Source organism: Paraburkholderia caballeronis, from assembly GCF_900104845.1.
Lineage (GTDB): Bacteria > Pseudomonadota > Gammaproteobacteria > Burkholderiales > Burkholderiaceae > Paraburkholderia > Paraburkholderia caballeronis.
This window is the reverse complement of record NZ_FNSR01000002.1, coordinates 802673-829567: the sequence shown is the minus strand read 5'-3', so window position 1 is coordinate 829567 and position 26895 is coordinate 802673. Positions and strand designations below refer to the sequence as shown.

Annotated in this window: 25 protein-coding genes; 15 read left to right on the top strand and 10 right to left on the bottom strand. The window is 67.8% G+C overall.

The genetic code is table 11. The features are described 5' to 3' along the window. Nucleotides 1–174 precede the first annotated feature (174 nt). Nucleotides 175–1731, top strand: coding sequence for a CHAD domain-containing protein (locus tag BLV92_RS20250; RefSeq protein ID WP_090548175.1), 1557 nt, complete (start codon nucleotides 175–177; stop codon nucleotides 1729–1731). Nucleotides 1732–1814: 83 nt separating this feature from the next. Next, the gene (locus BLV92_RS20245; RefSeq protein WP_090548173.1) at nucleotides 1815–2642 is read left to right on the top strand and encodes a TOBE domain-containing protein; all 828 of its coding nucleotides are present in this window, start codon (nucleotides 1815–1817) and stop codon (nucleotides 2640–2642) included. A 19-nt stretch (nucleotides 2643–2661) separates the two neighbouring features. Here the strand turns inward: BLV92_RS20245 and BLV92_RS20240 are convergent, their stop codons facing one another. Continuing rightward, on the bottom strand, nucleotides 2662–3363 hold the full coding sequence (locus tag BLV92_RS20240; protein ID WP_090548172.1) for a phosphatase PAP2 family protein: 702 nt from the start codon (nucleotides 3361–3363) through the stop codon (nucleotides 2662–2664). Nucleotides 3364–3712: 349 nt separating this feature from the next. On the opposite strand from BLV92_RS20240, the gene BLV92_RS20235 reads away from it, so the two are divergent. Together BLV92_RS20235 and BLV92_RS20230 are read left to right on the top strand one after the other, a co-directional pair. Then, nucleotides 3713–4861 carry an extracellular catalytic domain type 1 short-chain-length polyhydroxyalkanoate depolymerase gene (locus tag BLV92_RS20235; protein ID WP_090548170.1) on the top strand — a complete coding sequence of 383 codons (1149 nt, stop codon included), beginning with the start codon at nucleotides 3713–3715 and terminating at the stop codon, nucleotides 4859–4861. Between the two features lie 86 nt (nucleotides 4862–4947). Then, nucleotides 4948–5124 carry a DUF3563 family protein gene (locus BLV92_RS20230; protein WP_090548169.1) on the top strand — a complete coding sequence of 59 codons (177 nt, stop codon included), beginning with the start codon at nucleotides 4948–4950 and terminating at the stop codon, nucleotides 5122–5124. Nucleotides 5125–5127: 3 nt separating this feature from the next. On the opposite strand, the gene BLV92_RS20225 is transcribed toward BLV92_RS20230, so the two are convergent. From BLV92_RS20225 to BLV92_RS20215, 3 genes are all read right to left on the bottom strand, one after another. Continuing rightward, entirely contained in the window at nucleotides 5128–5931 is an 804-nt protein-coding gene (locus BLV92_RS20225) for a BPSS1780 family membrane protein (protein WP_090548167.1), read from the bottom strand. Then, nucleotides 5922–6917: a homoserine kinase gene (locus BLV92_RS20220; RefSeq protein WP_090548166.1), complete on the bottom strand. Its 996-nt coding sequence runs from the start codon at nucleotides 6915–6917 to the stop codon at nucleotides 5922–5924. Before BLV92_RS20220 ends, BLV92_RS20225 begins: the two co-directional genes overlap by 10 nt. Nucleotides 6918–7063: 146 nt before the next feature. Further along, nucleotides 7064–7465, bottom strand: coding sequence for a hypothetical protein (locus BLV92_RS20215; RefSeq protein WP_090548164.1), 402 nt, complete (start codon nucleotides 7463–7465; stop codon nucleotides 7064–7066). A 187-nt stretch (nucleotides 7466–7652) separates the two neighbouring features. Between BLV92_RS20215 and BLV92_RS20210 the strand changes: the two genes are divergently transcribed. Beyond that, entirely contained in the window at nucleotides 7653–9179 is a 1527-nt protein-coding gene (locus BLV92_RS20210; RefSeq protein ID WP_090551246.1) for an AMP nucleosidase, read from the top strand. 120 nt (nucleotides 9180–9299) lie between these two features. On the opposite strand, the gene BLV92_RS20205 is transcribed toward BLV92_RS20210, so the two are convergent. From BLV92_RS20205 to BLV92_RS20195, 3 genes are all read right to left on the bottom strand, one after another. After that, the gene (locus tag BLV92_RS20205) at nucleotides 9300–9830 is read right to left on the bottom strand and encodes a chromate transporter (RefSeq protein WP_090548163.1); all 531 of its coding nucleotides are present in this window, start codon (nucleotides 9828–9830) and stop codon (nucleotides 9300–9302) included. After that, nucleotides 9827–10441 carry a chromate transporter gene (locus BLV92_RS20200; RefSeq protein WP_090548161.1) on the bottom strand — a complete coding sequence of 205 codons (615 nt, stop codon included), beginning with the start codon at nucleotides 10439–10441 and terminating at the stop codon, nucleotides 9827–9829. The genes BLV92_RS20205 and BLV92_RS20200 overlap by 4 nt, the downstream gene beginning before the upstream one ends. 367 nt (nucleotides 10442–10808) lie before the next feature. Next, complete coding sequence (locus tag BLV92_RS20195; RefSeq protein ID WP_090548159.1) at nucleotides 10809–11558, bottom strand: LOG family protein; 750 nt, start codon at nucleotides 11556–11558, stop codon at nucleotides 10809–10811. Between the two features lies 1 nt (nucleotide 11559). Between BLV92_RS20195 and polA the strand changes: the two genes are divergently transcribed. From polA to BLV92_RS20180, 3 genes are all read left to right on the top strand, one after another. Then, on the top strand, nucleotides 11560–14340 hold the full coding sequence (gene polA, locus BLV92_RS20190) for a DNA polymerase I (RefSeq protein ID WP_090548158.1): 2781 nt from the start codon (nucleotides 11560–11562) through the stop codon (nucleotides 14338–14340). Between the two features lie 199 nt (nucleotides 14341–14539). Beyond that, nucleotides 14540–15886, top strand: a complete 1347-nt coding sequence (locus tag BLV92_RS20185) for an NAD(P)/FAD-dependent oxidoreductase (protein ID WP_090548156.1) — start codon at nucleotides 14540–14542, stop codon at nucleotides 15884–15886. Between the two features lie 69 nt (nucleotides 15887–15955). Continuing rightward, entirely contained in the window at nucleotides 15956–16828 is an 873-nt protein-coding gene (locus BLV92_RS20180; RefSeq protein WP_090548154.1) for a dienelactone hydrolase family protein, read from the top strand. Between the two features lie 52 nt (nucleotides 16829–16880). Here the strand turns inward: BLV92_RS20180 and BLV92_RS20175 are convergent, their stop codons facing one another. Both BLV92_RS20175 and BLV92_RS20170 read right to left on the bottom strand, forming a co-directional pair. Next, entirely contained in the window at nucleotides 16881–17750 is an 870-nt protein-coding gene (locus BLV92_RS20175; protein ID WP_090548152.1) for a sulfurtransferase, read from the bottom strand. Between the two features lie 130 nt (nucleotides 17751–17880). Further along, a complete protein-coding gene (locus tag BLV92_RS20170; protein ID WP_090548151.1) occupies nucleotides 17881–18987 on the bottom strand; it encodes an aromatic ring-hydroxylating oxygenase subunit alpha in 1107 nt (368 codons plus the stop codon). Nucleotides 18988–19263: 276 nt separating this feature from the next. Between BLV92_RS20170 and BLV92_RS20165 the strand changes: the two genes are divergently transcribed. The 4 genes from BLV92_RS20165 (at nucleotide 19264) to folE2 (ending at nucleotide 23419) form a co-directional block, all read left to right on the top strand. After that, a complete protein-coding gene (locus BLV92_RS20165; RefSeq protein ID WP_090548149.1) occupies nucleotides 19264–19593 on the top strand; it encodes an exodeoxyribonuclease VII small subunit in 330 nt (109 codons plus the stop codon). Then, nucleotides 19590–20471: a polyprenyl synthetase family protein gene (locus BLV92_RS20160; RefSeq protein ID WP_090548147.1), complete on the top strand. Its 882-nt coding sequence runs from the start codon at nucleotides 19590–19592 to the stop codon at nucleotides 20469–20471. The genes BLV92_RS20165 and BLV92_RS20160 overlap by 4 nt, the downstream gene beginning before the upstream one ends. 86 nt (nucleotides 20472–20557) lie before the next feature. Then, a complete protein-coding gene (gene dxs, locus BLV92_RS20155; protein WP_090548146.1) occupies nucleotides 20558–22465 on the top strand; it encodes a 1-deoxy-D-xylulose-5-phosphate synthase in 1908 nt (635 codons plus the stop codon). 144 nt (nucleotides 22466–22609) lie between these two features. Beyond that, nucleotides 22610–23419 carry a GTP cyclohydrolase FolE2 gene (gene folE2 / locus BLV92_RS20150; RefSeq protein WP_090548145.1) on the top strand — a complete coding sequence of 270 codons (810 nt, stop codon included), beginning with the start codon at nucleotides 22610–22612 and terminating at the stop codon, nucleotides 23417–23419. Between the two features lie 93 nt (nucleotides 23420–23512). Here folE2 and tsaD read toward each other — a convergent pair whose 3' ends face one another. Further along, entirely contained in the window at nucleotides 23513–24538 is a 1026-nt protein-coding gene (tsaD, locus tag BLV92_RS20145) for a tRNA (adenosine(37)-N6)-threonylcarbamoyltransferase complex transferase subunit TsaD (RefSeq protein ID WP_090548143.1), read from the bottom strand. A 132-nt stretch (nucleotides 24539–24670) separates the two neighbouring features. Between tsaD and BLV92_RS20140 the strand changes: the two genes are divergently transcribed. The 3 genes from BLV92_RS20140 to BLV92_RS20130 all read left to right on the top strand — a co-directional run bounded on the left by BLV92_RS20140 (nucleotide 24671) and on the right by BLV92_RS20130 (nucleotide 26858). After that, nucleotides 24671–25888 (top strand): BaiN/RdsA family NAD(P)/FAD-dependent oxidoreductase, encoded by a 1218-nt coding sequence (locus tag BLV92_RS20140; RefSeq protein WP_090548142.1) that lies wholly within the window; start codon nucleotides 24671–24673, stop codon nucleotides 25886–25888. Between the two features lie 69 nt (nucleotides 25889–25957). Continuing rightward, nucleotides 25958–26170 carry a 30S ribosomal protein S21 gene (rpsU, locus tag BLV92_RS20135; RefSeq protein ID WP_013434742.1) on the top strand — a complete coding sequence of 71 codons (213 nt, stop codon included), beginning with the start codon at nucleotides 25958–25960 and terminating at the stop codon, nucleotides 26168–26170. 241 nt (nucleotides 26171–26411) lie between these two features. Then, nucleotides 26412–26858, top strand: coding sequence for a GatB/YqeY domain-containing protein (locus tag BLV92_RS20130; protein ID WP_090551244.1), 447 nt, complete (start codon nucleotides 26412–26414; stop codon nucleotides 26856–26858). Nucleotides 26859–26895 lie beyond the last annotated feature (37 nt).

Sequence of the window (26895 nt, the reverse complement as noted above, 5' to 3'; positions counted from 1 at the left end):
TTGATGATAGTCAATGCGCGGCCGAACGAGTGGAGCGCCTGGCCATCATCGCGACACTGTCATCCTTGCTCGCGATACTGGTCGAGCCGTGTAGTATCAGGGTCAGGTGCGGTGTCGCATCGTGCTGCTGCCGAACCGGCCTCCATCACCGAACTTGCGGGAGCGTCCCATTTCATGGCTCGTTTTCTGGAAATCGTGCTCGATGTCGCCGCCTCGGCGGCCCCCGCCACAGGTAACAGGCGCCGTCGCCCGGCGGGCTTCGCCGCGGCGCTCGCCGATGCGTTGCCGCAGCTCGGCGAAGCGTCGGCCGCCGATGTCCGCATCGACACCCTGACGTTCGATCGCGGCAGCGCGCTTGCGGATGCCGGCTGGCGCGTCGCGGTCGAGACGCACGGCGACGCGCGGCAGGTCACCGTGTCGAAGCGCGAGTCGCCGACGCCGGGCGTCACCGCCTACACGACGATCTTCGACGCGCCGCTCGACACGTCCGGCATCGCGAACGCGCTGTTCGACGCCGCGCCGTCGCCGTTTCGACAGACGCTCGCGGCGGCCGGCGACATCGAGCCGGCCGCCGCGTTGATCTGCGAGCGCAGCCGCTGGCCGTGGCCGCGCGACGGCATCGACGCGGAACTCGTGGTGGATGCGAACCTGCGCGTCGCCGCCGCCGACCCGCCGGTGCTGCACGAACTGCGGGTGCGCGCGCCGTGGCCCGACGACGCGGACCCAGCGCCCGTCGTCGCCGCGTTGTTCGCGTGCGCGTTCGACGTGATCGAAGCGGTGCCCGCGTTCGTGCGACTGGAAGAAGCGGCGTTGCGCGCGGCGCACGGCGGCATCGCGGGCGGGGAGGTGGCGCACGCGGCCCCGGTCGATCTGGGCCGCGCGCAGACGGCGCAGGCCGCGCTGATCGCGATCTGCCACAACGTGACCGCGCAGTGGTTCGGCAACGATGCGGGCGTGCGCGACAGCGCGAGCACCGAGTTCGTCCATCAGATGCGGGTGTCGCAGCGGCGGCTGCGCACGGCGATGAGGATCTTCTCGCGCTGGGCGGACGACGACTGGAAGACCCGCGTCGCGCCGGAACTGAAGTGGCTGCGCGGCCTGCTCGGCGATGCGCGCGACCGGGACGTGTTCGTCGAATCGACGCTGCCGGCGCTTGCCGCGGCGGACGACGACGCGACCCGCTGGGCCGCCGTGATCGACGAGGCGAATGCGGAGCGCGTTGCGGCCCGCCGGCGCGTGCAGGAGGCGCTGGCGTCGCCGCGTTACGCGCGCATCGCGCTCGCGTGGCTGCAATGGCTCGCGGCGCTCGCGCGGCGAGACGCGCACGACGACGGAATCGGCCGCTCGCTGCTGCGCCACGCGAAGAAACGCGTGCGCCGCTACTACCGGCGGCTGGAAGACACGCCGAAGCTGACCTCGATCGACGACACGATGCGCCATCACGTGCGGATCGACGCGAAGTACCTGCGCTATACGCTCGAATTCTTCGCGCCGATCGTGTCGCGCAAGACGCGCACGGACACCGCGCGCATGCTGTCGCGCATCCAGGGCGTGCTCGGCGACGGCAACGACGCGGTGGTCGGGCTGCGCTACCTCGAAGCGATGAAGGTCGAGCCGTATCAGCTCGGTTTTGCGCGCGGCTGGTGCGAGGCGGTGAAGCGGTACACCGCGAAAGAGGGCGAACGGCTGCTGCGCGACCTGCGGAGTCCGAAGATTCCGGGCGACGCGTGAGCGCGCGTCGGCGCGGCCCGCGCGCAATGCGCGGCGCCGTCTCCCTATAATCGGACGCCTGTTTCCTCTTCCGCGCCGACGCAATGAACGACTCCACTTCTCCGCCGTCCGGGCCGCTCGCGCTCGGCGGCTCCGTCTGGTTCCAGGCCGGCCAGCAGACGCTCGGCGGCGCCGCGCGGATCGCGCTGCTCGCCGCGATTCGCGATACCGGCTCGATCACCGGCGCCGCGAAGGCGGTCGGCATGAGCTACAAGGGCGCGTGGGACGCGATCGACGCGATGAACAACCTCGCCGGCGAGCCGCTCGTCGTCCGCTCGACGGGCGGCAAAGGCGGCGGCGGCACGACGCTGACGCCGCGCGCGATCCGGCTGATCGACACGTTCCATGCGATCGAGCGCGAGCACCGGCGCTTCCTCGAACGCGCGGGCGCGGCGATCGACGGCTTCGGCGGCGACTGGGCGCTGCTCGGCCGGATCGGCTTGCGCATGAGCGCGCGCAACCAGCTTTACGGGACTGTCGTATCGGTGGTGCGCGGCGCGGTGAACGACGAAGTGTCGATCGCGCTGCCGGGCGGTCACACGATCGTGGCGGTGGTGACCTGCGAAAGCACGGAGACGCTCGGGCTCGCGCCCGGGTCGGCGGCGCTCGCGCTCGTGAAGGCGTCGTCGGTCGTGCTGGTCGCGGGCGACGGCGTGCCGATGCGGCTGTCCGCGCGCAACCAGTTGCAGGGCGTCGTCGGCGTGATCCGGCGCGGCGCGGTGAATGCGGAAGTGGCCGTGGAACTGCCGGGCGGCGCGGTGATCGTCGGCGTCGTGACCGACGGCAGCGTCGATGCGCTCGGCCTTGCGGTCGGCCAGCCGGCTACCGCGGTGTTCAAGGCGTCGAGCGTGATTCTCGGTGTCAGCGGCTAGCGTTGCGCGTTCGCCGGGCTCACGCGGGGCGCGGCGACGGCTGCGCGAGCGTGTTCCGCGTCTGCGACATCGGCGCCGCCGGACGGCGCAACTCGCGGTTCGCCTTCCAGCGCGCGCGCACGTAAGGCTGTCCGTGACCGGACACGGTCAGCGCGAGGTGCGTGACCCAGCGATGCGTCGGCACGTGCACGCCGTGCAGCGCGAACGTGATCGCCGCGAGGCTCAGCGTGACCGCAGCCGGCGACAGCCGGCCCGGCTGCGCATCCCACCAGTAGCGCGCGAACGCGAGCGCGGTCAGCGCACCGACCACGCAGCCGGCGACGGCTTCGGACGGCGAATGCGCGTCCAGCGCGACCCGCGACAACCCGACCGCGATGCCGGTCGCCAGTCCGACGATGATCCCGGCGACGCGCAGCGCGGGGTTCGCGCGTTGCAGCATCAGGAAAAACGCGACCGGATAGACGGCGGTGGACAGCATCGCGTGGCCGCTGACGCCGGTGAAGTCCAGGTCGCGCACGCCGACGCCCCAGCCGAGGAATGCGATCTTGGTCGCTGTGACGAGCCCGACCGCGAGCCCGAGCAGCAGCAGCCAGCTCGCGGCCATCCGCACCGAGTAGCCGGCCGCGAGCCACAGCGCGATGGCGAGCGCGAGCGGCAGCGTCAGGCCGGCGCCGCCGAGGTTCGTGATCGCATACCACAGGTGAACGGGCAAATCGGGCATCGCGGAGCGCCGGGAGGGCGCATCGAAAGAAGTTGTTTATTCGCTAACGCGTCAGCGGGCCGCGCGGCTGACAGGGAGGACGAGCAGCGACGACGGGCGGCGGGCGAGTCTGCGGACAGGCCGCGCCGGACGGGTCAGGCAAGTATAAGCGGGGTCGCCGGCCGGCGCGAACCCGGCCGAACGGATAACGGCGAGCCAATGGTGATGTAGTGACGTTCGCCGCCGGCATTTCGGCTAACGAAAGAATCGGCGTCTGCAGTGTTCGCGGATAAGTGCTATTGTGCATTGCACAACGTAGCGTTCGTAAGCACTTAACAACAACGTTCCGACCCCTTTCGCGAGGCCAAAGATGACGAAAAACCTGACTGGGCTCTGGATGGGCGGCCTGCAGCGTCTGCTCGCCGTCCAGGCCCGGGCCGCCCGACGGGCTGCCCGCAAGGCGGCGCTGCATCCGTCGCAGATGGCCGACGCGGCGCGCGCCGTGCAGGCGGTCGCGGACGCGGTGAATCATTCGCTGCGCGAAGGCGCTGCGCCGCAGCGCGAGTCGCGCGTGCGGCCGCGCGCGGCGGCATGGGCGGGCGGCGAATGGCTGCGCGCGACGCACGTCGCCGCGCGCACATCGCAGCGCGCCGAGCGCGAATTGCCGTACGGCCTTTATTTGCCGCCGCACGCGAAGACGGCGGGCATGCCGCTCGTCGTGATGCTGCACGGCTGCAAGCAGACGATCGACCAGTTCGCCGAAGGCACGCGGATGAACCTGCTTGCGGACCAGCACGGCTTCGCGGTGGTCTATCCGGAGCAGCCGGATCATGTGCACTCACACAACTGCTGGCACTGGTACGACTCGCGCGACCAGGTCGGCGGCGGCGAGGCGGATTCGGTCGTGTCGCTGGTCGATGCGCTGGTCGCGGAGTACGGCTTCGACGGTTCGCGCGTGTATGTCGCCGGGCTGTCGGCCGGCGCGGGGCTCGCCGCGCTGCTGGCAGTGCGCGCGCCGCAGCGGTTCGCGGCGGTCGCGCTGCATTCGGGGCCGGTGTTCGGCGAGGCGCATTCGGGCATCGCCGCGCTCGACGTGATGCGGCGCGGCGCGCGCGACGATCCGCGCGCGCTGGTCGCGCGCCGCGTGGACATGGACACGTATCCGGGAATGCCGGCGATCGTCCTGCAAGGCGACGAAGATCCCGTCGTCGCGCCGGTCAACGGCGAGCAACTGGTCGCGCAGTTCCTGCAACTGAACCGTCTCGCGGACTCAGCGTCCAGCGTGACCGAACAGCAGCGGGACGGCTACGTGATGCGCGAATATCGTCGCGCGGGCGTCGACGTCGTGCGTTGGTGCCGTGTCGAGGGGTTGGACCACGCGTGGAGTGGCGGCGACGAAGCGGTGCCGTTCCATTCGGCGACCGGGCCGGACGCGAGCGCGTTGATCTGGAGCTTTTTCGACGGACATCGCCGGGTGCCGGCGAAATCGGTCCGCGACGAACTGGCGGAGCGCGCGTAGTTTTTTGGCGACTGGCGGAAAGTTAAGGGTTTACCCTATAATCTCGAAATTGATTCAGGGTTAACCCTTATCCGAGGCCGAACACCATGTACCTGCTTAGCCGCCTGTTCCTGTTTCTGACGAAATCCTCCGACGAGATCGAAAAAGAGCGCGACGACGCGTATCTCGCCGAAGCGACCGACCTGTACGACCTGGAATTCCGCCTGCGCAAGCTCGACCGCCAGAAGGCCGTCCGTCATCCGTCGTGGATGGCGTCGCGCTGATTATCAGAGGCCCGCGCCGGGCAGTTCCGCCGCCTGCTTTTCCTGCACGCCAAAGCAGCCGCGATACGTCGCGTAGAACGAGCAGTACAGCATCGTCGTCACGATGATGAGCGCCGGCATCAGCACCGCGAGCGCGAAGTCGCCGGCGCCGAGCGCGCGCATCAGCGTCGACAGCCCGAGCGACACCGCGATCGACACCGAGAACCACAGCGCGCCGTACACGACGAACGCGCCTTTGTTTCGCCAGCAACTGACGACGCTGAAGAACATCGCCTTCACCGGCGGCACGTCGTGCCACGCGACCAGCACCGGCGCGAACCAGAACAGCATCGCGACCGGCACGTAGAACGCAATCGACGCGAGCAGCGCGAACGGCACGTTGCTGTTTTCGAGCGTGTCGGTATCGATCGAGCCGCCGAGCGTCATCAGCCGCAGCAGCGTGCCGCCGTCGGCGAGCGCCGAGCCGGCCAGCACCAGCATCATCGCGATCGCATACGCGCCGCCGAGCGTCAGCAGGCGCTTCGTCACCACGTTGCCATACGAGCGGAACCCGTCGATCAGGATCGTCGGGAACACCGGCTTGCCTCCCACCGTGTCCCGGCACGCGGCCATGAAGCCGACCGCGACGCCCGGCACCAGCACGAGCGGCAGCACGCCGCCGACGACCGGGAGGCTGGACAGCAGCGTCATCGCGAGCAGATACGCGAAGAACAGCGTCAGGAACGCGAGCGGATTCCGGCGAAACAGCCAGATACCCTGACGGAACCAGACGTAACCGGTTTTCGCGGGAACTTCGATCAATTGCATGGGCTGTGGATGCCAGGTAGTGGACTGCCGGCGAGGCGTTCGCGCAGGATGCGTTCGAACTGGCCGGGATCGTGCGGCTTCAGCAGCGCCGCCGAGCGCGGCAGGTGGAAATCATACAGGCGCGACACCCAGAAGCGGTACGCGCCCGCGCGCAGCATGTCGTCCCAGTGACGGCTTTCTTCCGGCGTGAACGGGCGCACCGTCTGGTACGCGCGCAGCAGCGCGTCGACGCGCGGCAGGTCGAGCCTGCCGGTCGCGAGATCCACGCACCAGTCGTTCACGGTGACCGCGACGTCGAACAGCCACTTGTCGCAGCCCGCGAAATAGAAGTCGAAGAAGCCGCCGAGCCGCACTTCGTGGCCGCTGCCCGGCGCCGCGTGCGCGAACAGCACGTTGTCGCGGAACAGGTCGCAGTGGCACGGGCCGCCCGGCAGCGCGGCGTAGTCGTCCGACGCGAAGAACGCGCGCTGATGCGCGAGTTCGTTTGTCAGCAGTTCGCGCTGCGCGGCGTCGACGAACGGCAGCACGGTCGGCACCGTCTCTTCCCACCACGGCAGGCTGCGCAGGTTCGGCTGGTCGCCCGCGAAGTCGCGTCCCGCGAGGTGCATGCGCGCGAGCATCTGGCCGACCTCGATGCAGTGCTCGTCGCGCGGCGCGAGTTCGGGCGCGCCTTCGAGCTTCGTGACGATCGTCGTCGGCTTGCCTTGCAGCAGGCCGAACAGCGCGCCGTCGCTGCGCGGCATCGGGTCCGGCACCGGCACGCGATGCGCAGCGAGATGGCGCATCAGATCGAGATAGAACGGCAACTGCTGCGCGGTCAGCTTCTCGAAGATCGTCAGCACGTATTCGCCGCGAGTGGTCGTCAGAAAGAAGTTGCTGTTTTCGATGCCGGATTGAATGCCGCGGAAATCGACGACTTCGCCGAGATCGTAATCGCGCATCCAGAGCGCAAGCTGGGTGTCGGTGACAGCAGTGAAGACGGCCATGCGGGAAAGTGGTTTCGGGTTGTCGGTGGCCGGCGGCCCGTCATGAGGGCGAGCCGGCCGGCGGCGTCGCGCCGGCTGCGGAGCCGGGCGCGGCGTGAACCATGCGGCGCAGCCGGCGCCGCATGGCGTCGCGCGGGCGTGGCGGATCAGTAGCGCAGGTTGATCGACGGCAGCCGCGTGCTGGCCCGGCCGTTGTCGCGCACCTGCGGAGACGTGTCGGCGGGCGCGCTCATCGTGTAGCGCGTGCCGAAGTTCGATTTCACGTCGATCTCGACCGGCTTGCCCTTGTCGCGATACTCGGTGATCTCGGTGCCGGTCGGGCTCACCTCGTGATAGCTCGGCGTGCGCGGCACGTTGATGTCGACTTTCGACGTGACTTCCGCACCGGGCCGGTTGATCGCGGCGAGGTCGGGCAGGCCGGCCTGCTCATTGGCGGACGACGACTGCGCCTCGACGGCCGCACGCGCGTCGTCGGCCGGCGCGGCCACGGCGAGGTTGCCCAGCGCGAGCAGGGTCGCGGCGACGGCGGCGGGAAGGACGGACTTCATGGTGATTCTCCGGTGGATGTACCTGATTCTAGCAAATCTGGCCGTCCCGCCGCGCTCGCCGCGCGGCTCCGGCGGCCGCGCGATGCAGCGTCGGCGCGGGTTTCGACGGCCCGGTGCGTGCGGGAAGCCTCGTCAATATGCGCGGGTTCCGTGGTAATGTCGGCGTACCAGCCCGAGGCGCATGAAGATGACCAACGACAACACTCCGCGTCCGATGATGACGCCCGCGACCGACTTCCCTCCCGAAGCATTCGAAGACGCCGCCGAGGCGGTCGCGCGGCTCTCCACGATCTACGAATCGAATACCTCGTTCCTGCGCGACGCGTTCGCGCGCTACCGGCGCGGCGAATCGTTCGAGCGCCGCGTGCGCGCGTGTTATCCGTTCGTGCGGATCCGCACGAACGTCAGCACGCATATCGACTCGCGCCGCTCGTACGGTTTCGTCGCCGGCCCCGGCGTGTTCGAGACGACGATCACGCGGCCCGACCTGTTCGGCAACTACTACCGCGAGCAGTTGCGGCTGCTTGCGAAGAACCATCACGTGTCGATCGAGGTCGGCGTGTCGTCGCAGGCGATCCCGATTCACTTCGCGTTCGCGGAAGGCATCCACCTCGAAGGCGATCTGGACCGCGACCGGCTGTTCGCGATGCGCGACGTGTTCGACACGCCGGATCTCGCGCTGCTCGACGACCGCATCGTCAACGGCACGTACGAGCCCGCGCCGGGCGAGCCGCATCCGCTTGCGCTCTTCACCGGCGCGCGCGTCGATTTTTCGCTGCACCGGCTGAAGCACTACACCGCGACGTCGCCGACGCATTTCCAGAACTACGTGCTGTACACGAACTACCAGTTCTACATCGACGAATTCGTGAAGCTCGGCCGCGCGATGATGGCGCCCGCCGACGACGCCGACCTGCGCGCGTATCGCAGCGAGTACACGTCGTTCGTCGAGCCGGGCGATGTCGTCACCTATAACGCGAATCTCGGCGAGCAGGCGGACGAAGGCACCCTGGCCGCGCGGCTGCCGCAGATGCCCGCGTATCACCTGAAGCGCGCGGACGGCAGCGGGATCACGATGGTGAACATCGGCGTCGGGCCGTCGAACGCGAAGACGATCACCGACCACATCGCGGTGCTGCGCCCGCATGCGTGGATCATGCTCGGCCACTGCGCGGGCCTGCGCAATACGCAGCGGCTCGGCGACTACGTGCTCGCGCATGGTTACGTGCGCGAGGATCACGTGCTCGACGCGGACCTGCCGCTGTGGGTGCCGATTCCGGCGCTCGCGGAAGTGCAGGTCGCGCTGGAGCGCGCGGTCGCGCAGGTCACGCAGCTCGACGGCACGGAGCTGAAGCGCGTGATGCGCACGGGAACCGTCGCGAGCGTGGACAACCGCAACTGGGAACTGCGCGATCATCGCGAGCCGGTGCAGCGGCTGTCGCAGAGCCGCGCGATCGCGCTCGACATGGAGAGCGCGACGATCGCCGCGAACGGCTTTCGCTTCCGCGTGCCGTACGGGACGCTGCTGTGCGTGTCCGACAAGCCGCTGCACGGCGAACTGAAATTGCCTGGGATGGCGGATCAGTTTTATCGCGCGCAGGTCGATCAGCATCTGCAGATCGGCGTGAAGGCGATGGAGATTCTGCGCACGAACGGACTGCATAAACTCCATAGCCGGAAGCTGCGGAGTTTCGCGGAGGTGGCGTTTCAGTGACGGGTGGCGAGCGCGGCGTTTTTTACGCCGCGTTCGCTGTTCCGTGCGACATGCCGGAATGAATATCGACGTCGCGCGATCGGGCGCATGCCGAAAGAGGGCAACGCCCTGCTTCAATCATCAAAACTGCCCGAACCCCGTCAGCCCGATCAGGCTCCCCGCGCCGAGCAGCCAGAGCGGATGGATCTTCGTCCTGAACGCAAGCACCGCGCAGACGCCGGTGATCGCCCACGCGATCCAGCCCGGATCCGATGCCTTCGCGATCAGCACCGCGCTCGCGGCGACGAGCCCCGCCGTGACCGGCACGAGCCCTCGCTGCGCGATGCGTCGCCACGGCCGGTCCTTGAAGCGGTCCCACGCATGCAGCACCGCGATCGTCACCAGCGACGACGGCCCGAACTTCGCAATCGACGTGACCAGCATCCCCGCCCAGCCGGCCACGTGCCAGCCGACCAGCGTGACGATCATCATGTTCGGCCCCGGGGCGGCCTGCGCGAGCGCGAACAGCGCGCTGAACTCGCGCGCCGGCATCCAGTGATGCACGTCGACGACCTGCCGCTGCATCTCCGGCAGGATCGTGTTGCCGCCGCCGAACGCCAGCAGCGACAACTGGCCGAAGATCAGCGCGAGCGCGATCAGCGTGGCGGTCATCGCGCGCCTCCTTCGCGCCGCGCGGCGCGCGCGGCCGCCGCGATGCCGAGCGGCGTCAGCACCAGCATCGTCGGCAAGAGCGGCGTGCGCAGCACCGCGATCGCGACAAACCCGAGCGCCGCGATGACCGCCGCGACCGGATCGCGCCGCAGCGGCAGCAGGATCTTCGCCGCCATCGAGATCAGCAGCCCCGCCGCCGCGGCCGCGAGGCCGACGAACAGATGGCGGATATGCGGGTCGTTCTGGGTGCGCTCGTACAGCACGCCGAGTCCGACCACGACGAGCGATGGCCCCGCGATCAGCCCGAGCAGCCCGGCGAGCGCGCCGCGCCAGCCGTGAAAGCGCATGCCGATCGCGACCGACAGGTTGATCACGTTGCCGCCCGGCAGGAACTGGCATAACCCGAGCAGATCGGTGAATTCGGGAGCGGACAGCCAGCGGCGCTGCTCGACGATCGCGCGGCGCGCGAGCGGCAGCGCGCCGCCGAACGACGTGAAGCCGAGGCCGAGGAAACCCGCGAACAGCTCGCGGACGGTGGGCGTATGCAGCGGTTCGTCGGGGTGCGCGCGATCCGGCGAATGCGGGGCGGGCGGGGCGATTTCCGGGTTCATGGAGCGGTGTCTCGCTGAGTCTCTTGACGCAATCCGCGAGCGTAGCGCCGAACGGCGGCAGGGGCAAAACGATTTTTTCGTACCCGCAATCCGACCGAACGCGAACGGCGGCGCGTGAAAGGGAAACGCAGGAAAGAGGCGCGGGGTTCCGGCACCAGCAGGTGCCGAGCCGCGCGACATGGCGGCGAAGATTCGCGAGTTCGAGAAAGACGCGAGTGTCGTGGCCGGCCGTTACGCGACCATTACGGAGCGCGCCAGGGCGGACGCGCGACTCGACGCGCCGGAAAGCAGCGTTAAATAGCGGGCCGCACACGCGCAGCGGAGCAGGCACGGCGGCATGAACCGCCGCCCCGCCCGCACCGGCAAATCACAGATAGAACATCCGGTCTTCGTCGGCGCGCGTGCCGGCCGGCGGCTCGCCTTCCTCGCCCTTGTCCTCGTAGAACTTCAGCACGGCTTCGAGCACCTGGTCCGGTTCGTCGATCACCTGCATCAGATTGATGTCTTCCGGGTTGATCAGGCCCATCGGCACGAGCGCGTCCTTGAACCAGCCGAGCAGCCCCTTCCAGAACTCGCCGCCGACCAGGATGATCGGCACGTGGCGCGACTTCTTCGTCTGGATCAGCGTCAGCACTTCGGCCAGTTCGTCGAGCGTGCCGAAGCCGCCCGGCATCACGATCACCGCATCGGAGTTCTTCACGAACGTGACCTTGCGCGTGAAGAAATGGCGGAACCGCAGCGAGATGTCCTGCCACTGGTTGCCCGACTGCTCGTGCGGCAATTCGATGTTCAGGCCGACCGACGGCGACTTGCCCGCGTGCGCGCCCTGGTTCGCCGCTTCCATGATGCCGGGGCCGCCGCCGGAGATCACCGCGAAGCCCGCGTCGGACAGTTTGCGCGCGATCTGCGTCGCGAGCTGGTAGTACTTCGACTCCGGTTTCAGGCGGGCGGAACCGTAGATCGACACGGCCGGACGGATCTCGGACAGGTACTCGGTCGCCTCGATAAACTCTGCCATAATCGTGAACATCTGCCACGATGCGCGCGCCTTCTTGGCCGTTGCGCGCTCTTGATCTGCGAGCGAACGCAGACTCGGAATCACTTTTCTCTTGTCCATAATGCCTGAAGAACTACGCCTGGAAACTACGCTGGAAGGTAAGACCCTGCTGTTGGTCGACGGTTCGAGTTATCTCTATCGGGCCTACCACGCGATGCCTGACCTGCGCGGACCGGACGGCGAACCGACGGGCGCGCTATACGGGATCATCAACATGCTGCGCCGTATGCGCAAAGAGGTTACGGCAGAGTATAGCGCGTGCGTGTTCGATGCAAAGGGCAAGACGTTCCGCGACGACTGGTATCCCGATTACAAGGCGCATCGTCCGCCGATGCCCGAGCCGCTCGCCGCGCAGATTGAGCCGATCCACGTCGCGGTGCGCGCGCTTGGCTGGCCGCTGCTGATGATCGAAGGCGTCGAGGCCGACGACGTGATCGGCACGCTCGCGCGCGAAGCCGAGGCGCGCGGCATGAACGTGGTCGTGTCGACCGGCGACAAGGACCTCGCGCAGCTCGTGACCGACCGGGTCACGCTGATCAACACGATGACGAACGAGACGCTCGACCGCGCCGGCGTGCTCGAAAAATTCGGCGTGCCGCCGGAGCGCATCGTCGATTACCTGTCGCTGATCGGCGACACCGTGGACAACGTGCCGGGCGTCAACAAATGCGGCCCGAAAACGGCGGTCAAGTGGCTCGCGCAGTATGGCACGCTCGACGGCATCGTCGAGCATGCGGCGGAGATCAAGGGGGCGGTCGGCGGGTATCTGCGCGATGCGCTCGAATTCCTGCCGCTCGCGCGGAAGCTCGTGACCGTCGAGACCGCGTGCGATCTGACCGCGCACGTCGAGACCATCGACGGTTCGCTCGCGACGCGGCCCGAGGCGCGCGAGGAGTTGCGCGACATCTTCGCGAAACACGGCTTCAAGACGTGGCTGCGCGAACTGAACGAAGCGGACCAGACGGTGCCGGCCGCGACCGCGGGCGACGCGCCGGAGCCGGATGCGTCGGTCGAGCCCGCGCCGCTGATCGACGCGCCGCGTCACTACGAAGCGGTCCAGACGTGGGAGCAGTTCGACGCGTGGCTCGCGAAGATCGAGGCGGCCGGCCTGACCGCGTTCGACACCGAGACGACGTCGCTCGATCCGATGGTCGCGCAACTGGTCGGCCTGTCGTTCTCGGTCGAGCCGGGGCATGCCGCTTATGTGCCGGTCGCGCATCGCGGTCCGGACGTGCCCGACCAACTGCCGCGCGACGAAGTGCTTGCGCGGCTGAAGCCGTGGCTCGAAAGCGATGCGCACAAGAAGGTCGGCCAGCATCTGAAGTACGACGAACAGGTGCTCGCGAACTACGGGATCGCGCTGAACGGCGTCGAGCACGACACGCTGCTCGAATCGTACGTGCTCGAATCGCACCGCAGCCACGACATGGACAGCCTCGCGCTGCGCCACCTCGGGATCAAGACGATCCGCTACGAGGACATTTGCGGCAAGGGCGCGCAGCAGATCGGCTTCGACGAGGTCGCGCTCGACAGGGCGTCCGATTATGCGGCGGAGGACGCGGACATCACGCTGCAACTGCATCTCGCGCTGTATCCCCAGATCGCGCCGGAGAAGGGCCTCGATTATGTGTACCGCAGCATCGAGATTCCGACGTCGCGCGTGCTGCGCAAGATGGAGCGCAATGGCGTGCTGATCGACACCGGCAAGCTCGCGCAGCAGAGCAGCGAGATCGCGGTGCGGCTCATCGAACTGGAATCCGAAGCGTATGCGCTCGCGGGCGGCGAGTTCAATCTCGGCTCGCCGAAACAGATCGGCCAGATCTTCTTCGAGAAGCTGCAACTGCCGGTCGTGAAGAAAACGCCGAGCGGCGCGCCGTCCACCGACGAAGAGGTGCTGCAGAAGCTCGCCGAGGACTATCCGCTGCCGAAGCTGCTGCTCGAACATCGCGGTCTGTCGAAGCTGAAATCGACGTACACGGACAAGCTGCCGCGCATGGTGAACCCGAACACCGGCCGCGTGCACACGAACTATGCGCAGGCGGTGGCGGTGACCGGCCGCCTCGCGTCGAACGATCCGAACCTGCAGAACATTCCGGTGCGCACGCCCGAAGGCCGGCGCATTCGGGAGGCGTTCATCGCGCCGCCGGGCAGCAAGCTGATTTCCGCCGACTATTCGCAGATCGAGCTGCGGATCATGGCCCATATTTCGGGTGACGAAGCATTGTTGCAGGCGTTCGCGCGCGGCGACGACATTCACCGCGCGACCGCGGCCGAGGTGTTCGGCGTGACGCCGCTCGAAGTGAGTTCGGACCAGCGCCGCATCGCGAAGGTCATCAACTTCGGGCTGATCTACGGGATGAGTTCGTTCGGCCTCGCGTCGAACCTCGGCATCACGCGCGACGCGGCGAAGGTCTACATCGACCGCTATTTCGCGCGGTATCCGGGGGTCGCGAGCTACATGGACGAGACGCGCGCGATCGCGAAGGAGCGCGGTTACGTCGAAACCGTGTTCGGCCGCCGGCTGTGGCTGCCGGAGATCAACGGCGGCAACGGCCCGCGCCGCCAGGCGGCCGAGCGCGCGGCGATCAACGCGCCGATGCAGGGGACGGCCGCGGACCTGATCAAGCTGTCGATGATCGCGGTGCAGAAGTGGCTCGACGACACCGGCGTTCGCACGAAGATGATCATGCAGGTTCACGACGAACTGGTGCTCGAAGTGCCGGACGCCGAACTCGACGACGTGCGCAAGCGTCTGCCCGAGCTGATGTGCTCGGTCGCGAAGCTGAAGGTGCCGCTCGTCGCGGAGGTCGGCGCCGGCGCGAACTGGGAGGAGGCGCACTGACGACGCGCGGCGCGGCACGCGACGTGCGCGGCAGGCCGCCGTCGCGCGGACGGTCGCGCCGGTGTCCTGACGGTGTCCATGCATCGGATTCACGCGGACCACACGGCCTGCCGTCGCGCCCCGTCCGCCGACATTGCTTCACGGCCCGCACGCTGCGGCGCGGGCCGCCACATCGCCGATCGACATGCACGGAGAGTCTATGCATCGCTTTATCGTGGTGGGAGGAGGAGCAGGCGGGCTGGAGCTGGCGACGCGGCTGGGCGACCGCTACGGCGGCGCGGGCGGGCGGCACCGGCAGCCGCGCGCGTCGGTGACGCTGGTCGACCGTTATCAGACGCATATCTGGAAGCCGCTGCTGCACGAGGTCGCGGCGGGCAGTCTCGACCCGTTCACGCAGGAACTGCCGTATGCGGCGCAGGCGCGCTGGCACGGCTTCGAATTCCAGCAGGGCGAACTGAAGTCGCTCGACCGCGCGGCGAAACGGATCACGCTGGGTTCGGTGCTCGATGACGACGGCGTCGAATTGCTGCCGCCGCGCGTGCTCGAATACGACACGCTCGTGATCGCGATCGGCAGCACCACGCATTTCTTCGGCGTGCCGGGCGCGGCCGAAAATTCCATTGCACTCGACACCGTCGCGCAGGCCGAACGCTTCCGCAAGCGGTTGATCGCGGCCTGCATGCGCGCCGACCATCAGGTGTCCGAGCCGGTGCAGCACGACGGGTCCGGCACGGCCGAGCCGCGCATCCAGGTGGCGATCGTCGGCGGCGGCGCGACCGGCGTCGAACTGTCGGCCGAACTGCGCAATACCGCGCAGGTGCTGTCCGCGTACGGGCTGCACAACCTCGACCCGCGCCACGACGTCGGCATCGTGCTGATCGAATCCGGGCTGCGCATCCTGCCCGCGCTGCCGGAGCGCGTGTCGTCCGCGACGGCCGAACTGCTGGTGAAACTCGGCGTGCGCCTGCTGACCGGCGAGCGCGTGACCGAGGTCGCGCCGGGCGTCGTGCGCACCGCGAGCGGCAAGAGCGTGCGCGCGGACCTGACCGTGTGGGCCGCGGGCATCACCGCGCCGCCGGTGCTGTCGCAGCTCGACGGGCTCGCGGTGAACCGGATCGGCCAGCTGGTCGTGCGCCGCACGCTGCAAACGGAAACCGACGATAACGTATTCGCGCTCGGCGACTGCGCCGCGTGCGCGTGGCCCGGCAACGAGCGCAACGTGCCACCGCGCGCGCAGGCCGCGCATCAGCAGGCGAGTTTCCTGTTGCGCGCGCTCGGCAACCGGCTCGAAGGGCGGCCGTTGCCGGAGTTCACGTACCGCGATTTCGGCTCGCTGGTGTCGCTCGGGCACTTCAGCGCGGTCGGCAATCTGATGGGCGGCTTGATCGGCGGGAATATGTTGATCGAAGGGCTGTTTGCCCGTTTCATGTACATGTCGCTGTACCGGCTGCACATCGCGGCGCTGCACGGCTACGCGCGGATGGTGCTCGATACGTTCGCGCACTGGCTGCGCCGCACCACGCTGCCGCGCGTGAAGCTGCATTGAGCGTCTCGCGGGTGGTCATGTCGCACTCCCGCGCCCGATCCGATTGGCGTTTTTCTCCTGGAGCGTTGCATGCTGAAACCCGATGTCGATAGTCTCGTGCCGCACGTGCCGTTCGACCGGCGCACGTTCATCAAGGCCGCGCTCGGCAGCGGCTTTGCCGCCGCGGTGCTGCCGGTCTCCGCGCAGACCATCCATACCGACAGCGACGGCCTCGAAGCCGGCGAGGTCGCGTTCCAGTCCGGCGGCGCGCTGGTACCCGCGTACCGCGCGCAGCCGCGCGGCAAGACCCATCTGCCGGTGATCGTCGTGGTCCACGAGATTTTCGGCGTGCACGAGCACATCGCGGACGTGTGCCGCCGCTTCGCGAAACTCGGTTATCTGGCGATCGCGCCGGACCTGTATGTGCGCGAAGGCGACGCGTCGCAGTATCCGACGATCCAGCAGCTGAACGCGGCGATCGTCAGCAAGGTGCCGGACCAGCAGGTGCTGCAGGATCTCGACGCGACCGTCGCGTGGGCCGGCGAGCACGGCGGCGACCTGAAGCGGCTCGGCGTGAACGGTTTCTGCTGGGGCGGGCGGATCGCGTGGCTCTATGCGGAGCGCAACCCGGACGTGAAGGCGGCGGTCGCCTGGTACGGCCGCGTCGCCGGCGACCATACCGCGCTGACGCCCGCGAATCCGCTCGATCTCGCGGGCAATCTGAAGGCGCCGGTGCTCGGGTTGTATGGGCGACAGGATTCGAGCATCCCGCAGGACACGCTCGAACAGATGAAGCAGGCGATCGCGCAGGGGCCGCAGCGCGGACGCGGCTCGCAATTCGTCGTGTACGACGACGCGGGGCACGCGTTTTTCGCGGATTACCGGCCGAGTTACCGGAAGGCCGACGCCGAGGACGGCTGGCGGCGCGCGATCGCGTGGTTCAGGGAGCACGGCGTCGAGTGACGCCGCGCGGGGCGGGGACGCGTGTGTTAGGGGCGTGTGTTAGGAGCGTGTGTTACGGCTGCGGGCCGGTCGCGACCGGCCGCGCCGGGTCGGCGCACCATTCGCTCCACGATCCCGGATACAGCGCGGCGCCATGCAGACCGGCGATCTCCATCGCGATCGCGTTGTGGCAGGCGGTCACGCCGGACCCGCATTGCAGCACCACATGCTCCGGCGTCTTGCCGCCGAGCAGCGCGCCGAACTCGTCGCGCAGCGCGTGGGCCGACTTGAAGCGGCCGTCCGACGCCAGGTTGTCCTTGAAGAAGCGGTTCAGCGCGCCCGGAATGTGGCCGCCGACCGGATCGATCGTTTCGTTCTCGCCGCGATAGCGGTCGGCCGCGCGCGCGTCGACAAGCGTCAGTTCGTGCGTCGAAAGATTGCGCTGTACGACCGGCGCATCGACCGTCACCTGCAACGGCGCGCCGGCCTTGAAACTGCCGTGCGCGGCGAGCGGCACGTCGTGCGTCAGCGGCAGGCCGGCCGCTTGCCACGCGGGCAGGCCGCCGTCGAGCAGCGCGACCGAATCGTGGCCGAGCCAGCGCAGCAGCCACCACAGCCGCGCGGCGAACATCCCGCCGTGCGCGTCGTAGACGACGACCTGCTGTCCTTCGCCGAGCCCGCGCGCGGCGAGCGTCGCGACGAGCGCCGCGCGGTCCGGCAGCGGATGACGTCCGTTCGCGCCGGTCTTCGCGCCGGACAGGTCGCGGTCCAGATGCAGATAGTGCGCGCCCGGCAGATGGCTGGCCGCATACGCGGCTTCGCCGGCGGCCGGGTCGGCGAGATCGAACCGGCAGTCGAACACGAGCACGCTGCCGGGGGCCGCGGCCAGCCGTTCGTTCAGATTCGCCGCGGAAATCAGCGTGGTGTAGTGGGTGTGGGGCATGACGGGTTCCTTGGACGTGCGCGGGCCGGCGACGCGAGGCCGGCGCGGCTCGAAGCGATGCCGTCAGTCTAAACAAAAAGACGGGCCGAAGCCCGTCTTTCCTTGCTGCGACCGGCGTGAACCGCGTCGCTCAGATCGGCCCAAGCTCGCGCCGCAGGAATTCGTGGAAGTGCTGCATCCCGTCTTCCATCGGGCTCTGGTACGGACCGACCTGCGACTCGCCGCGGTCGAACAGCGCGCGGCGGCCCGCGTCCATCCGTTCGGCGATCTCGTCGTCCTCGACGGCCGTTTCCATATAGGCGGCGCGCTCCGCCTCGACGAACTCGCGTTCGAACAGCGCGATTTCCTCGGGGTAGTAGAACTCGACGACGTTCGTCGTCTTTTGCGGGCCGCGCGGAATCAGCCACGACACGACGAGCACGTGCGGATACCACTCGATCATCAGGTTCGGGTAGTACACCATCCAGATCGCGCCGAACTCCGGCGGCACGCCGCCGCGGAAGCGCAGCACTTCGTCGTGCCACTTGCGGTACACCGGGCTGCCCGGCTTGCCGAGATGATTGTGGACGCCGACCGTCTGCACGCTATACCATTCACCGAACTCCCACTTCAGGTCGTCGCACGACACGAAGTTGCCGAGGCCGGGGTGGAACGGCACGACGTGGTAGTCCTCCAGATAGACCTCGATGAAGGTCTTCCAGTTGTAGTTGCAGTCGTGGATTTCGACGTGATCGAACATGAAGTCCGAAAAGTCGAGATGCTTCGCCGGACCGAGCCGCGCGAGATCGCGCGCGACGTCGCGGCCGCCTTCCTCGAACAGCAGCCCCTGCCAGTTTTGCACTGGCGTGGCGTTCAGGTTCAGGCAGGGCTTGTCCGCGAAATGCGGCGCGCCGAGCAGCTCGCCGTTCAGGTCGTAGGTCCAGCGGTGCAGCGGGCAGACGATGTTCTGCGCGGTGCCGCGGCCGTTCAGCATGATCGCCTGGCGATGACGGCACACGTTCGAAAGCAGTTCCACCTTCGATTGCTGGTTGCGCACGAGCACGCGGCCTTCGTTTTCGCCAGGCAGCGCAAAATAATCACCTGCCTCGGGCACCATCAGTTCGTGCCCGACGTAGCGAGGACCCTGCTGGAAAAGTGTTGCGATTTCGCGCTTCAGTAGCGCATCGTCAAAGTAAGCCGTGACTGGCAGCTGACTGTGGACGGACTTCAGCTGCAATGCATTGCTCAGATTGGACATTCCCACTCCCGTGAAGACGTGAAAGCAGTGAACAACCCAACCATCGAAGATTCGATTTAGGGGAACCGGCGATTATACCCGTTTACCCCTCCCGGGGGTAACTAAGTCACTGATTCCTGTCAAAATTACGGATTTGTGACCAGGGGCGACGACCCGCGTCCCGGCGGGCTCGCGGCGTGGGCGCGTGTGGTGGGCAGGGGACACCCGCTGGCGAGCGGGTCGGACTTGGCGCTTTTGCCGTAGAATGTCCGCCTTGTTTCAAATATGCGACGACTGATGGCCAAATCCGCAACGAAAGACCGTGCTGCAACGGGTGAAGGGGCCGGCAGCGGGACCGACGGCGGGGACGGCGGGCCGTTGCCGGACAGCTACGAAGCCGCACTGGCCGAACTGGACGGGCTGGTTGCGCGGATGGAGAGCGGCAGCCTGAGCCTCGAAGAATCGCTTGCCGCCTATCGGCGGGGCGCCGCGCTGGTCCGGTTCTGCCAGCAGCAGCTCGAAAAGGTGGAACAACAGGTGCGCGTGCTCGACGGCGAAACGCTCCGGCCCGTACCCCTCAATACGACGACAGGCAGTTCCGCGCAACGCGGAGACGACGATCTATGACATTTGAACAATGGACCCGGCTGGTGCTGGACCGGGTCGAAACCGCGCTCGAACACTATCTGCCGGCAGCGGACGCGGTCCCCGCGCCGCTGCACGATGCGATGCGTTACGCGGTGCTCGGCGGGGGGAAACGGGTGCGGCCGCTGCTGTGCCACGCGGCCGGCGAACTGACCGGCGCGCAGCCCGGCGCGCTCGACGCGGCCGCGTGCGCGCTCGAAATGATCCATGTGTACTCGCTCGTCCACGACGACATGCCGTGCATGGACGACGACGCGCTGCGCCGCGGCAAGCCGACCGTGCATGTGCAGTACGACGAACCGACCGCGCTGCTGGTCGGCGACGCGCTGCAGTCGCAGGCTTTCATCACGCTGACGTCCGACGTGCTCGACGTCGCGCGCCAGGCGAAGCTCGTGCGCGAACTCGCGCTCGCGAGCGGGTCGGTCGGGATGGCCGGCGGCCAGGCGATCGACCTCGCGAGCGTCGGCCATGCGCTGAGCCGCGAGCAGCTCGAAACCATGCACCGGATGAAGACCGGCGCGCTGCTGCGCGCCTCGGTGCGGATGGGCGCGCTGGCCGGCACGGTCGCCGACGCGCATGCGCTGGAATCGCTCGACCGTTATGCGGCGGCGGTGGGCCTCGCGTTTCAGGTGGTGGACGACATTCTCGACGTCACCACCGATTCCGCGACGCTCGGCAAGACCGCCGGCAAGGATGCGAAGGACGGCAAACCGACCTACGTGTCGATCATCGGTCTCGATGCGTCCCGTGCGCTCGCGCAGCAGTTGCGCGCGGACGCGCACGCGGCGCTCGAACCGTTCGGCGCGCTCGCGCAGCGCCTCGCCGAACTCGCTGACCTGGTCGTGAACCGGGTGAGTTGAATGCGCAAAACCCGCCAACGCGCGCGAAAGGGAAGTAGCGAGCGGCAGAAGTGCGGGGACGCCAGTTTTCCTGACATGGAACGACGATGTACGACTTGCTGAAAACCATTGACGACCCGGCGGACCTGCGCCGCCTCGATCGCCGCCAGTTGCAACCGCTTGCCGACGAACTGCGGGCCTTCGTGCTCGACAGCGTGTCGCAGACGGGCGGCCATTTGTCGTCCAACCTCGGCACGGTCGAACTCACGATCGCGCTGCATTACGTGTTCGACACGCCGCGCGATCGCATCGTCTGGGACGTCGGCCATCAGACCTACCCGCACAAGATCCTGACCGGCCGCCGCGACCAGATGCCCACGCTGCGCCAGTTCGGCGGCATCTCGGGCTTTCCGCGCCGCGACGAATCCGACTACGACACGTTCGGCACCGCGCATTCGAGCACGTCGATCTCGGCGGCGCTCGGCATGGCGGTCGCGAGCAAGCTGCAAGGCGAGAACCGGATGGCAATCGCCGTGATCGGCGACGGCGCGATGACCGCCGGCATGGCGTTCGAGGCGATGAACAACGCGGGCGTCGAGGACGACGTGCCGCTGCTCGTGATCCTCAACGACAACGACATGTCGATCTCGCCGCCGGTCGGCGCGCTGAACCGCCACCTCGCGCGCCTGATGTCGGGCCGCTTCTACGCGGCCGCGCGCGCCGGCGTCGAACGCGTGCTGCGCGTCGCGCCGCCGATGCTCGACCTCGCGCGCAAGCTCGAAGAGCACGCGAAGGGCATGATCGTGCCGGCGACGCTGTTCGAGGAATTCGGCTTCAACTACATCGGGCCGATCGACGGCCACGATCTCGATTCGTTGATCCCGACGCTGCAGAACATCAAGGAGCTGCGCGGTCCGCAGTTCCTGCACGTCGTCACGAAGAAAGGACAGGGCTACAAGCTCGCCGAGGCGGACCCGGTGCTGTACCACGGTCCCGGCAAGTTCAACCCGGCCGAAGGCATCAAGCCGTCGACGACGCCGAGCAAGAAGACCTACACCCAGGTGTTCGGCGAGTGGCTGTGCGACGCGGCGGAACTGGACTCGCGCGTGGTCGGCATCACGCCGGCGATGCGCGAGGGCTCCGGTCTCGTCGAGTTCGAGAAGCGTTTCCCGGACCGCTACTTCGACGTCGGCATCGCCGAGCAGCACGCGGTCACGTTCGCGGGCGGCCTCGCGACCGAAGGGCTGAAGCCGGTCGTCGCGATCTACTCGACGTTCCTGCAACGCGCGTACGACCAGTTGATCCACGACGTCGCGTTGCAGAACCTGCCGGTCGTGTTCGCGATCGACCGCGCGGGCCTCGTCGGCGCGGACGGCGCGACGCACGCGGGCGCATACGACCTCGCGTTCCTGCGCTGCATCCCGAACATGACGGTGATGGCCGCATCGGACGAGAACGAATGCCGCCAGATGCTGTACACCGCGCTCCAGCAGCCGAACCCGACCGCCGTGCGTTATCCGCGCGGCGCGGGCACCGGCGTCGCGACCGTCAAGCAGATGGCCGCGCTGCCGCTCGGCAAGGGCGAAGTCCGTCGTGAGAGCGCGGCGCCCGCGGGCAAGCGCATCGCGATCCTCGCGTTCGGCACGATGGTCGCGCCGTCGCTCGCAGCCGCGGAAGAACTGGACGCGACCGTCGCGAACATGCGCTTCGTGAAGCCGATCGACGCGGAGCTGGTGCGCCGTCTCGCGGAAACGCATGACGCGCTGGTGACGGTCGAAGAAGGGTGCGTGATGGGCGGCGCGGGTTCCGCGTGCGTCGAAGCCCTGCTTGAAAGTGGGGTTATCAAGCCCGTACTACAATTGGGCCTCCCCGACCGCTTCATCGACCATGGCGATCCGGCGAAGCTGCTCGCAGGCTGTGGGCTCGATGCGGCAGGGATCGCGAAGTCGATTCGCGAACGCTTCCTCGATCATGCGGCCAGCGCAACCGGCAAGTCGGTGATGCGCGTCGCGTGAGCGCGATGCGGCGGTCGAGGTTGCCGCTGCACTGCCAGCTTCCAGTCGAACCCGGTGGGCCGTCGGACCCGCCAGCGAACGCCGGCTCATGCCGGCGTTCGTCATTGCGCGCCCCGCTGCGGCGCGCGCCGAGAGGATAACAACATGAACCAGATGAACCCGGCTTTCGTGATGCCGGACGTGCAAAGCTCCGTCGATACCCGCCAGATTCCGATCCAGCGCGTCGGTGTGAAGGCGGTGCGCCATCCGCTGACGGTGCGCACCGCGACCGGCGATGCGCAGCCGACGGTGGGAACGTGGAACCTCGACGTTCATCTGCCGGCCGATCAGAAAGGCACGCACATGTCGCGCTTCGTCGCGCTGCTCGAAGCGCATCGCGCGCCGCTCGATCCGGCCGCGTTCCGCACGATGCTCACGGCGATGCTCGTGAAGCTCGAATCGCAGGCCGGGCGCATCGAGGTGTCGTTCCCGTACTTCGTGAAGAAGGTGGCGCCGGTGTCGGGCGTCGAGAGCCTGCTCGACTACGAAGTGACGCTGACCGGCGACGCGCGCGATGGCGCGACGCGGCTGTGGCTGAAGGTGCTGGTGCCGGTCACGAGCCTGTGCCCGTGCTCGAAGAAGATCTCGCAGTACGGCGCGCACAACCAGCGTTCGCACGTGACGATCAATGCCGAGCTGGCGGACGATCTGCCGGTCGAGGACCTGATCCGGATCGCCGAGGAAGAGGCGTCGTGCGAGCTGTGGGGGCTGCTGAAGCGGCCGGACGAGAAGTTCGTCACCGAGCGCGCGTACGAGAATCCGAAGTTCGTCGAGGACCTGGTGCGCGACATCGCGGTGCGGCTCAACGCTGATGCGCGCGTCGCCGCGTATGTGCTCGAAGCCGAGAACTTCGAATCGATCCACAATCACAGTGCATATGCAGTGATCGAGCGCGACAAGCGCGTCGCGGTCTGAGCTTTCCGCGCTGCCGCGCGGCGCAACGAAAAACGGCCGCCTCGTTTCGAGGCGGCCGTTGTCGTTTGGGCGATCGCCGATGCGGCTATTTCATCAGCGTGCGAGCGACGCCAGATCCCAGCGCGGCTTTACGGTGAACGCGTAATCGCGCATTGCCTGCGCCGGCCAGCGTTCGAGCCGCAGCGCGCCCGCGAGCGCGATCATCGCGCCGTTGTCGGTGCACAGCGACAGGTCAGGGTAGTGAACGTCGAAGCCGCGCTTCTTCGCGGCGGCCGACAGCGTTTCGCGCAGTTGCCGGTTCGCGCCGACGCCGCCCGCGACGACGAGCCGCTTCAGCTTCGTACGCTTCAACGCCGCGATCGATTTGGCCGCGAGCACTTCGACGGCCGCATCGACGAAGCCGCGCGCGAGGTCCGCCTTGTCCTGCTCGCAGACGTTCGTGCCGAGCCGCTTCACGTGCGTGAGTACCGCGGTCTTGAGCCCGCTGAAGCTGAAATCGAGGTCGCCCGAATGCAGCATCGGACGCGGCAGTTCCACCGCGCCCGGCGTGCCGAATTCCGCGAGCCGCGACACTTCGGGGCCGCCTGGATAACCGAGGCCGAGCAGCTTGGCGGTCTTGTCGAATGCTTCGCCGGCGGCGTCGTCGAGCGTTTCGCCGAGCGTTTCGTATTCGCCGACGTCGGTCACGCGCATCAGTTGCGTGTGGCCGCCCGACACCAGCAGCGCGACGAACGGGAACGGCGGCGGCTCGTCGACGAGCAGCGGCGACAGCAGATGGCCTTCCAGATGATGGATGCCGATCGTCGGCCGGTTCCATGCCATCGCGAGCGCGTTCGCGACGCTCGCGCCGACCAGCAGCGCGCCGGCGAGCCCCGGTCCTTGCGTGTATGCGATCGCGTCGATGTCGGCGCGCGCCGCGCCGCTCTTCGCGAGCACGTCTTCGAGCAGCGGCAGCGCGCGGCGGATGTGGTCGCGCGACGCGAGTTCCGGCACGACGCCGCCGTACTCGCGGTGCATCGCGATCTGCGAGTGCAGCGCGTGCGCGAGCAACCCGCGCTCCGTGTCGTAGAGCGCGAGGCCGGTTTCGTCGCAGGAGCTTTCGATGCCGAGAACGAGCATGATCTGGCGCGTAACGGGTCCGAACTGGCCGGCTATTCGCCGCAATCCGCCCGTGACGCGAAAAGTGTAGGCAAGCCCGAAAGTATAGCAGTGCGGCCGGAGGCCGGCAGGCGGGCAGGTACAATGCGCGCCATGGAATCTTTCGACATCGCCGTGATCGGCGCGGGAGCGGCCGGGATGATGTGCGCGGCGGTGGCCGGCCAGCAGGGCGGCCGGGTCGTGCTGATCGACCATGCGCCGCGTCTCGCGGAGAAAATCCGCATCTCGGGCGGCGGGCGCTGCAACTTCACGAATCTTCACGCGGGGCCGGCGAATTACCTGTCGGCGAATCCGCATTTTTGCCGGTCGGCGCTCGCGCGTTACACGCCGCGCGACTTTCTCGCGCTGCTGCGCCAGCATCGCGTGACCTGGCACGAAAAGCACAAGGGACAACTGTTCTGCGACCAGTCGAGCGACGCGATTATCGACGTGCTGCGCGCGGAATGCGACGCCGGGCGGATCGTATGGCGGCGGCCGGTCGTCGTCGAGCAGGTGAGCCGGTCGGATACGAGCGGCTTCACCATTGGGACGTCGGCGGGGACGATCGCCGCCCGGGCGCTGGTGATCGCGACCGGCGGCCTGTCGATCCCGAAGATCGGCGCGACCGATTTTGCGTACCGGATCGCGAAGCAGTTCGGCCACAAGCTGGTCGATACGCGGCCGGCGCTGGTGCCGCTGACGTTCGCGCCGCACGACTGGACGCCGTATGCGGCGCTGGCGGGTGTGTCGCTCGACGTGCGGATCGCGACGGGCGACCGGCGCACCGGCGGTGAATTCGACGAGGATCTGCTGTTCACCCATCGCGGGCTGTCCGGCCCGGCCGTGTTGCAGATTTCGAGCTACTGGCAGCCGGGCCAGCCGATCCGGATCGATCTGCTGCCGGGCCGCGACGCGCCGGCCGAGTTGATCGACGCGAAAGCGTCGACGAAGCGGCAGATCGGCAATCTGCTCGCCGAATGGACGCCGACGCGGCTAGCGCACGTGTGGCTCGACACGCACGACGTGCGCGCGGACGCACGCCTTGCCGATCTACCTGACAAGACGCTGCGCCGGATCGGTGAGGGACTGTCGCAGTGGACGCTCACCCCGACCGGCACCGAAGGTTACCGGAAGGCCGAAGTCACGCGCGGCGGCGTGGATACGCGCGAACTGTCTTCCGCGACGCTGATGAGCGAGCGGGTGCCGGGGCTGTACTTCGTCGGCGAGGCGGTCGACGTGACCGGCTGGCTCGGCGGCTACAATTTCCAGTGGGCGTGGGCATCCGGCGTCGCGGCCGGCGAGGCCGCTGCGGCGTACGCGCGACGGCCTTGACGCCTCGCTGTCTTTGTGCAATCCGTCTGCTATACTCCAACCTCTTTACCCCCGATCCGTTATTGGAAAATGACGACCATCCGCGTAAAAGAAAACGAGCCTTTTGAAGTTGCGATGCGCCGCTTCAAGCGCACGATCGAGAAGAACGGCCTGCTGACCGAACTTCGTGCCCGCGAGTTTTACGAAAAGCCGACGGCCGAGCGCAAACGCAAGAAGGCTGCTGCCGTAAAGCGCCACTTCAAGCGCCTACGCAGCCAGATGTTGCCGAAGAAACTCTACTGATTTTCGGCATTGCCCCGGGTTCGAACCGCGGCAATGCATAAGCCGGCCGCGCCGCCAGCCGGCGCTGCCTCTCTGGTGTGGCCGCCACCACGACAAATTTGCGCCGACCCGCCTGGAACTGTTTCCAGGCGGGTTTTTGCGTTGATGCGCCGACGGTGGCCGAAGTCCGGATGGACGACGGCGCGGCCCCCTCGCCTGGTGCGTCCAGGCGTTCAGCAACCCCAGCATTTTCAGGTGAATGATGAGCCTCAAAGACCGGATCAACGACGACATGAAAGCGGCGATGCGCGCGCGCGAAACGGGGCGTCTCGGCACGATTCGGCTGCTGCTCGCGGCGATCAAGCAGCGTGAAGTTGACGACCGCGTGACGCTCGACGACACCGGCATCACGGCGGTGATCGACAAGATGATCAAGCAGCGCAAGGATTCGATCAGCCAGTTCGAGGCCGCGGGACGCACGGACCTCGCCAGCAACGAGAGCGCCGAAGTCGAGGTGCTGACCGCCTATATGCCGGCACAACTGACCGAGGCTGAAGTCGCGGCCGAAGTGCAGGCGGCCGTCGCACAGACGGGCGCGGCGGGTCCGCAGGACATGGGCAAGGTGATGGGCGTGCTGAAGCCGAAGCTCGCCGGGCGCGCCGACATGACCGCCGTGTCCGCGCTGGTCAAGGCTGCGCTCGCGAAGTAAGCCGCTCCGGCCGCGCGGCGTCCGCCGGGCAGGCGGG

Coding starts and splice junctions, on each gene's coding strand:
- BLV92_RS20250 (WP_090548175.1), top strand. CDS start 175: ATGGCTCGTTTTCTGGAAATCGTGCTCGATGTCGCCGCCTCGGCGGCC.
- BLV92_RS20245 (WP_090548173.1), top strand. CDS start 1,815: ATGAACGACTCCACTTCTCCGCCGTCCGGGCCGCTCGCGCTCGGCGGC.
- BLV92_RS20240 (WP_090548172.1), bottom strand. CDS start 3,363: ATGCCCGATTTGCCCGTTCACCTGTGGTATGCGATCACGAACCTCGGC.
- BLV92_RS20235 (WP_090548170.1), top strand. CDS start 3,713: ATGACGAAAAACCTGACTGGGCTCTGGATGGGCGGCCTGCAGCGTCTG.
- BLV92_RS20230 (WP_090548169.1), top strand. CDS start 4,948: ATGTACCTGCTTAGCCGCCTGTTCCTGTTTCTGACGAAATCCTCCGAC.
- BLV92_RS20225 (WP_090548167.1), bottom strand. CDS start 5,931: ATGCAATTGATCGAAGTTCCCGCGAAAACCGGTTACGTCTGGTTCCGT.
- BLV92_RS20220 (WP_090548166.1), bottom strand. CDS start 6,917: ATGGCCGTCTTCACTGCTGTCACCGACACCCAGCTTGCGCTCTGGATG.
- BLV92_RS20215 (WP_090548164.1), bottom strand. CDS start 7,465: ATGAAGTCCGTCCTTCCCGCCGCCGTCGCCGCGACCCTGCTCGCGCTG.
- BLV92_RS20210 (WP_090551246.1), top strand. CDS start 7,653: ATGACCAACGACAACACTCCGCGTCCGATGATGACGCCCGCGACCGAC.
- BLV92_RS20205 (WP_090548163.1), bottom strand. CDS start 9,830: ATGACCGCCACGCTGATCGCGCTCGCGCTGATCTTCGGCCAGTTGTCG.
- BLV92_RS20200 (WP_090548161.1), bottom strand. CDS start 10,441: ATGAACCCGGAAATCGCCCCGCCCGCCCCGCATTCGCCGGATCGCGCG.
- BLV92_RS20195 (WP_090548159.1), bottom strand. CDS start 11,558: ATGGACAAGAGAAAAGTGATTCCGAGTCTGCGTTCGCTCGCAGATCAA.
- polA (WP_090548158.1), top strand. CDS start 11,560: ATGCCTGAAGAACTACGCCTGGAAACTACGCTGGAAGGTAAGACCCTG.
- BLV92_RS20185 (WP_090548156.1), top strand. CDS start 14,540: ATGCATCGCTTTATCGTGGTGGGAGGAGGAGCAGGCGGGCTGGAGCTG.
- BLV92_RS20180 (WP_090548154.1), top strand. CDS start 15,956: ATGCTGAAACCCGATGTCGATAGTCTCGTGCCGCACGTGCCGTTCGAC.
- BLV92_RS20175 (WP_090548152.1), bottom strand. CDS start 17,750: ATGCCCCACACCCACTACACCACGCTGATTTCCGCGGCGAATCTGAAC.
- BLV92_RS20170 (WP_090548151.1), bottom strand. CDS start 18,987: ATGTCCAATCTGAGCAATGCATTGCAGCTGAAGTCCGTCCACAGTCAG.
- BLV92_RS20165 (WP_090548149.1), top strand. CDS start 19,264: ATGGCCAAATCCGCAACGAAAGACCGTGCTGCAACGGGTGAAGGGGCC.
- BLV92_RS20160 (WP_090548147.1), top strand. CDS start 19,590: ATGACATTTGAACAATGGACCCGGCTGGTGCTGGACCGGGTCGAAACC.
- dxs (WP_090548146.1), top strand. CDS start 20,558: ATGTACGACTTGCTGAAAACCATTGACGACCCGGCGGACCTGCGCCGC.
- folE2 (WP_090548145.1), top strand. CDS start 22,610: ATGAACCAGATGAACCCGGCTTTCGTGATGCCGGACGTGCAAAGCTCC.
- tsaD (WP_090548143.1), bottom strand. CDS start 24,538: ATGCTCGTTCTCGGCATCGAAAGCTCCTGCGACGAAACCGGCCTCGCG.
- BLV92_RS20140 (WP_090548142.1), top strand. CDS start 24,671: ATGGAATCTTTCGACATCGCCGTGATCGGCGCGGGAGCGGCCGGGATG.
- rpsU (WP_013434742.1), top strand. CDS start 25,958: ATGACGACCATCCGCGTAAAAGAAAACGAGCCTTTTGAAGTTGCGATG.
- BLV92_RS20130 (WP_090551244.1), top strand. CDS start 26,412: ATGAGCCTCAAAGACCGGATCAACGACGACATGAAAGCGGCGATGCGC.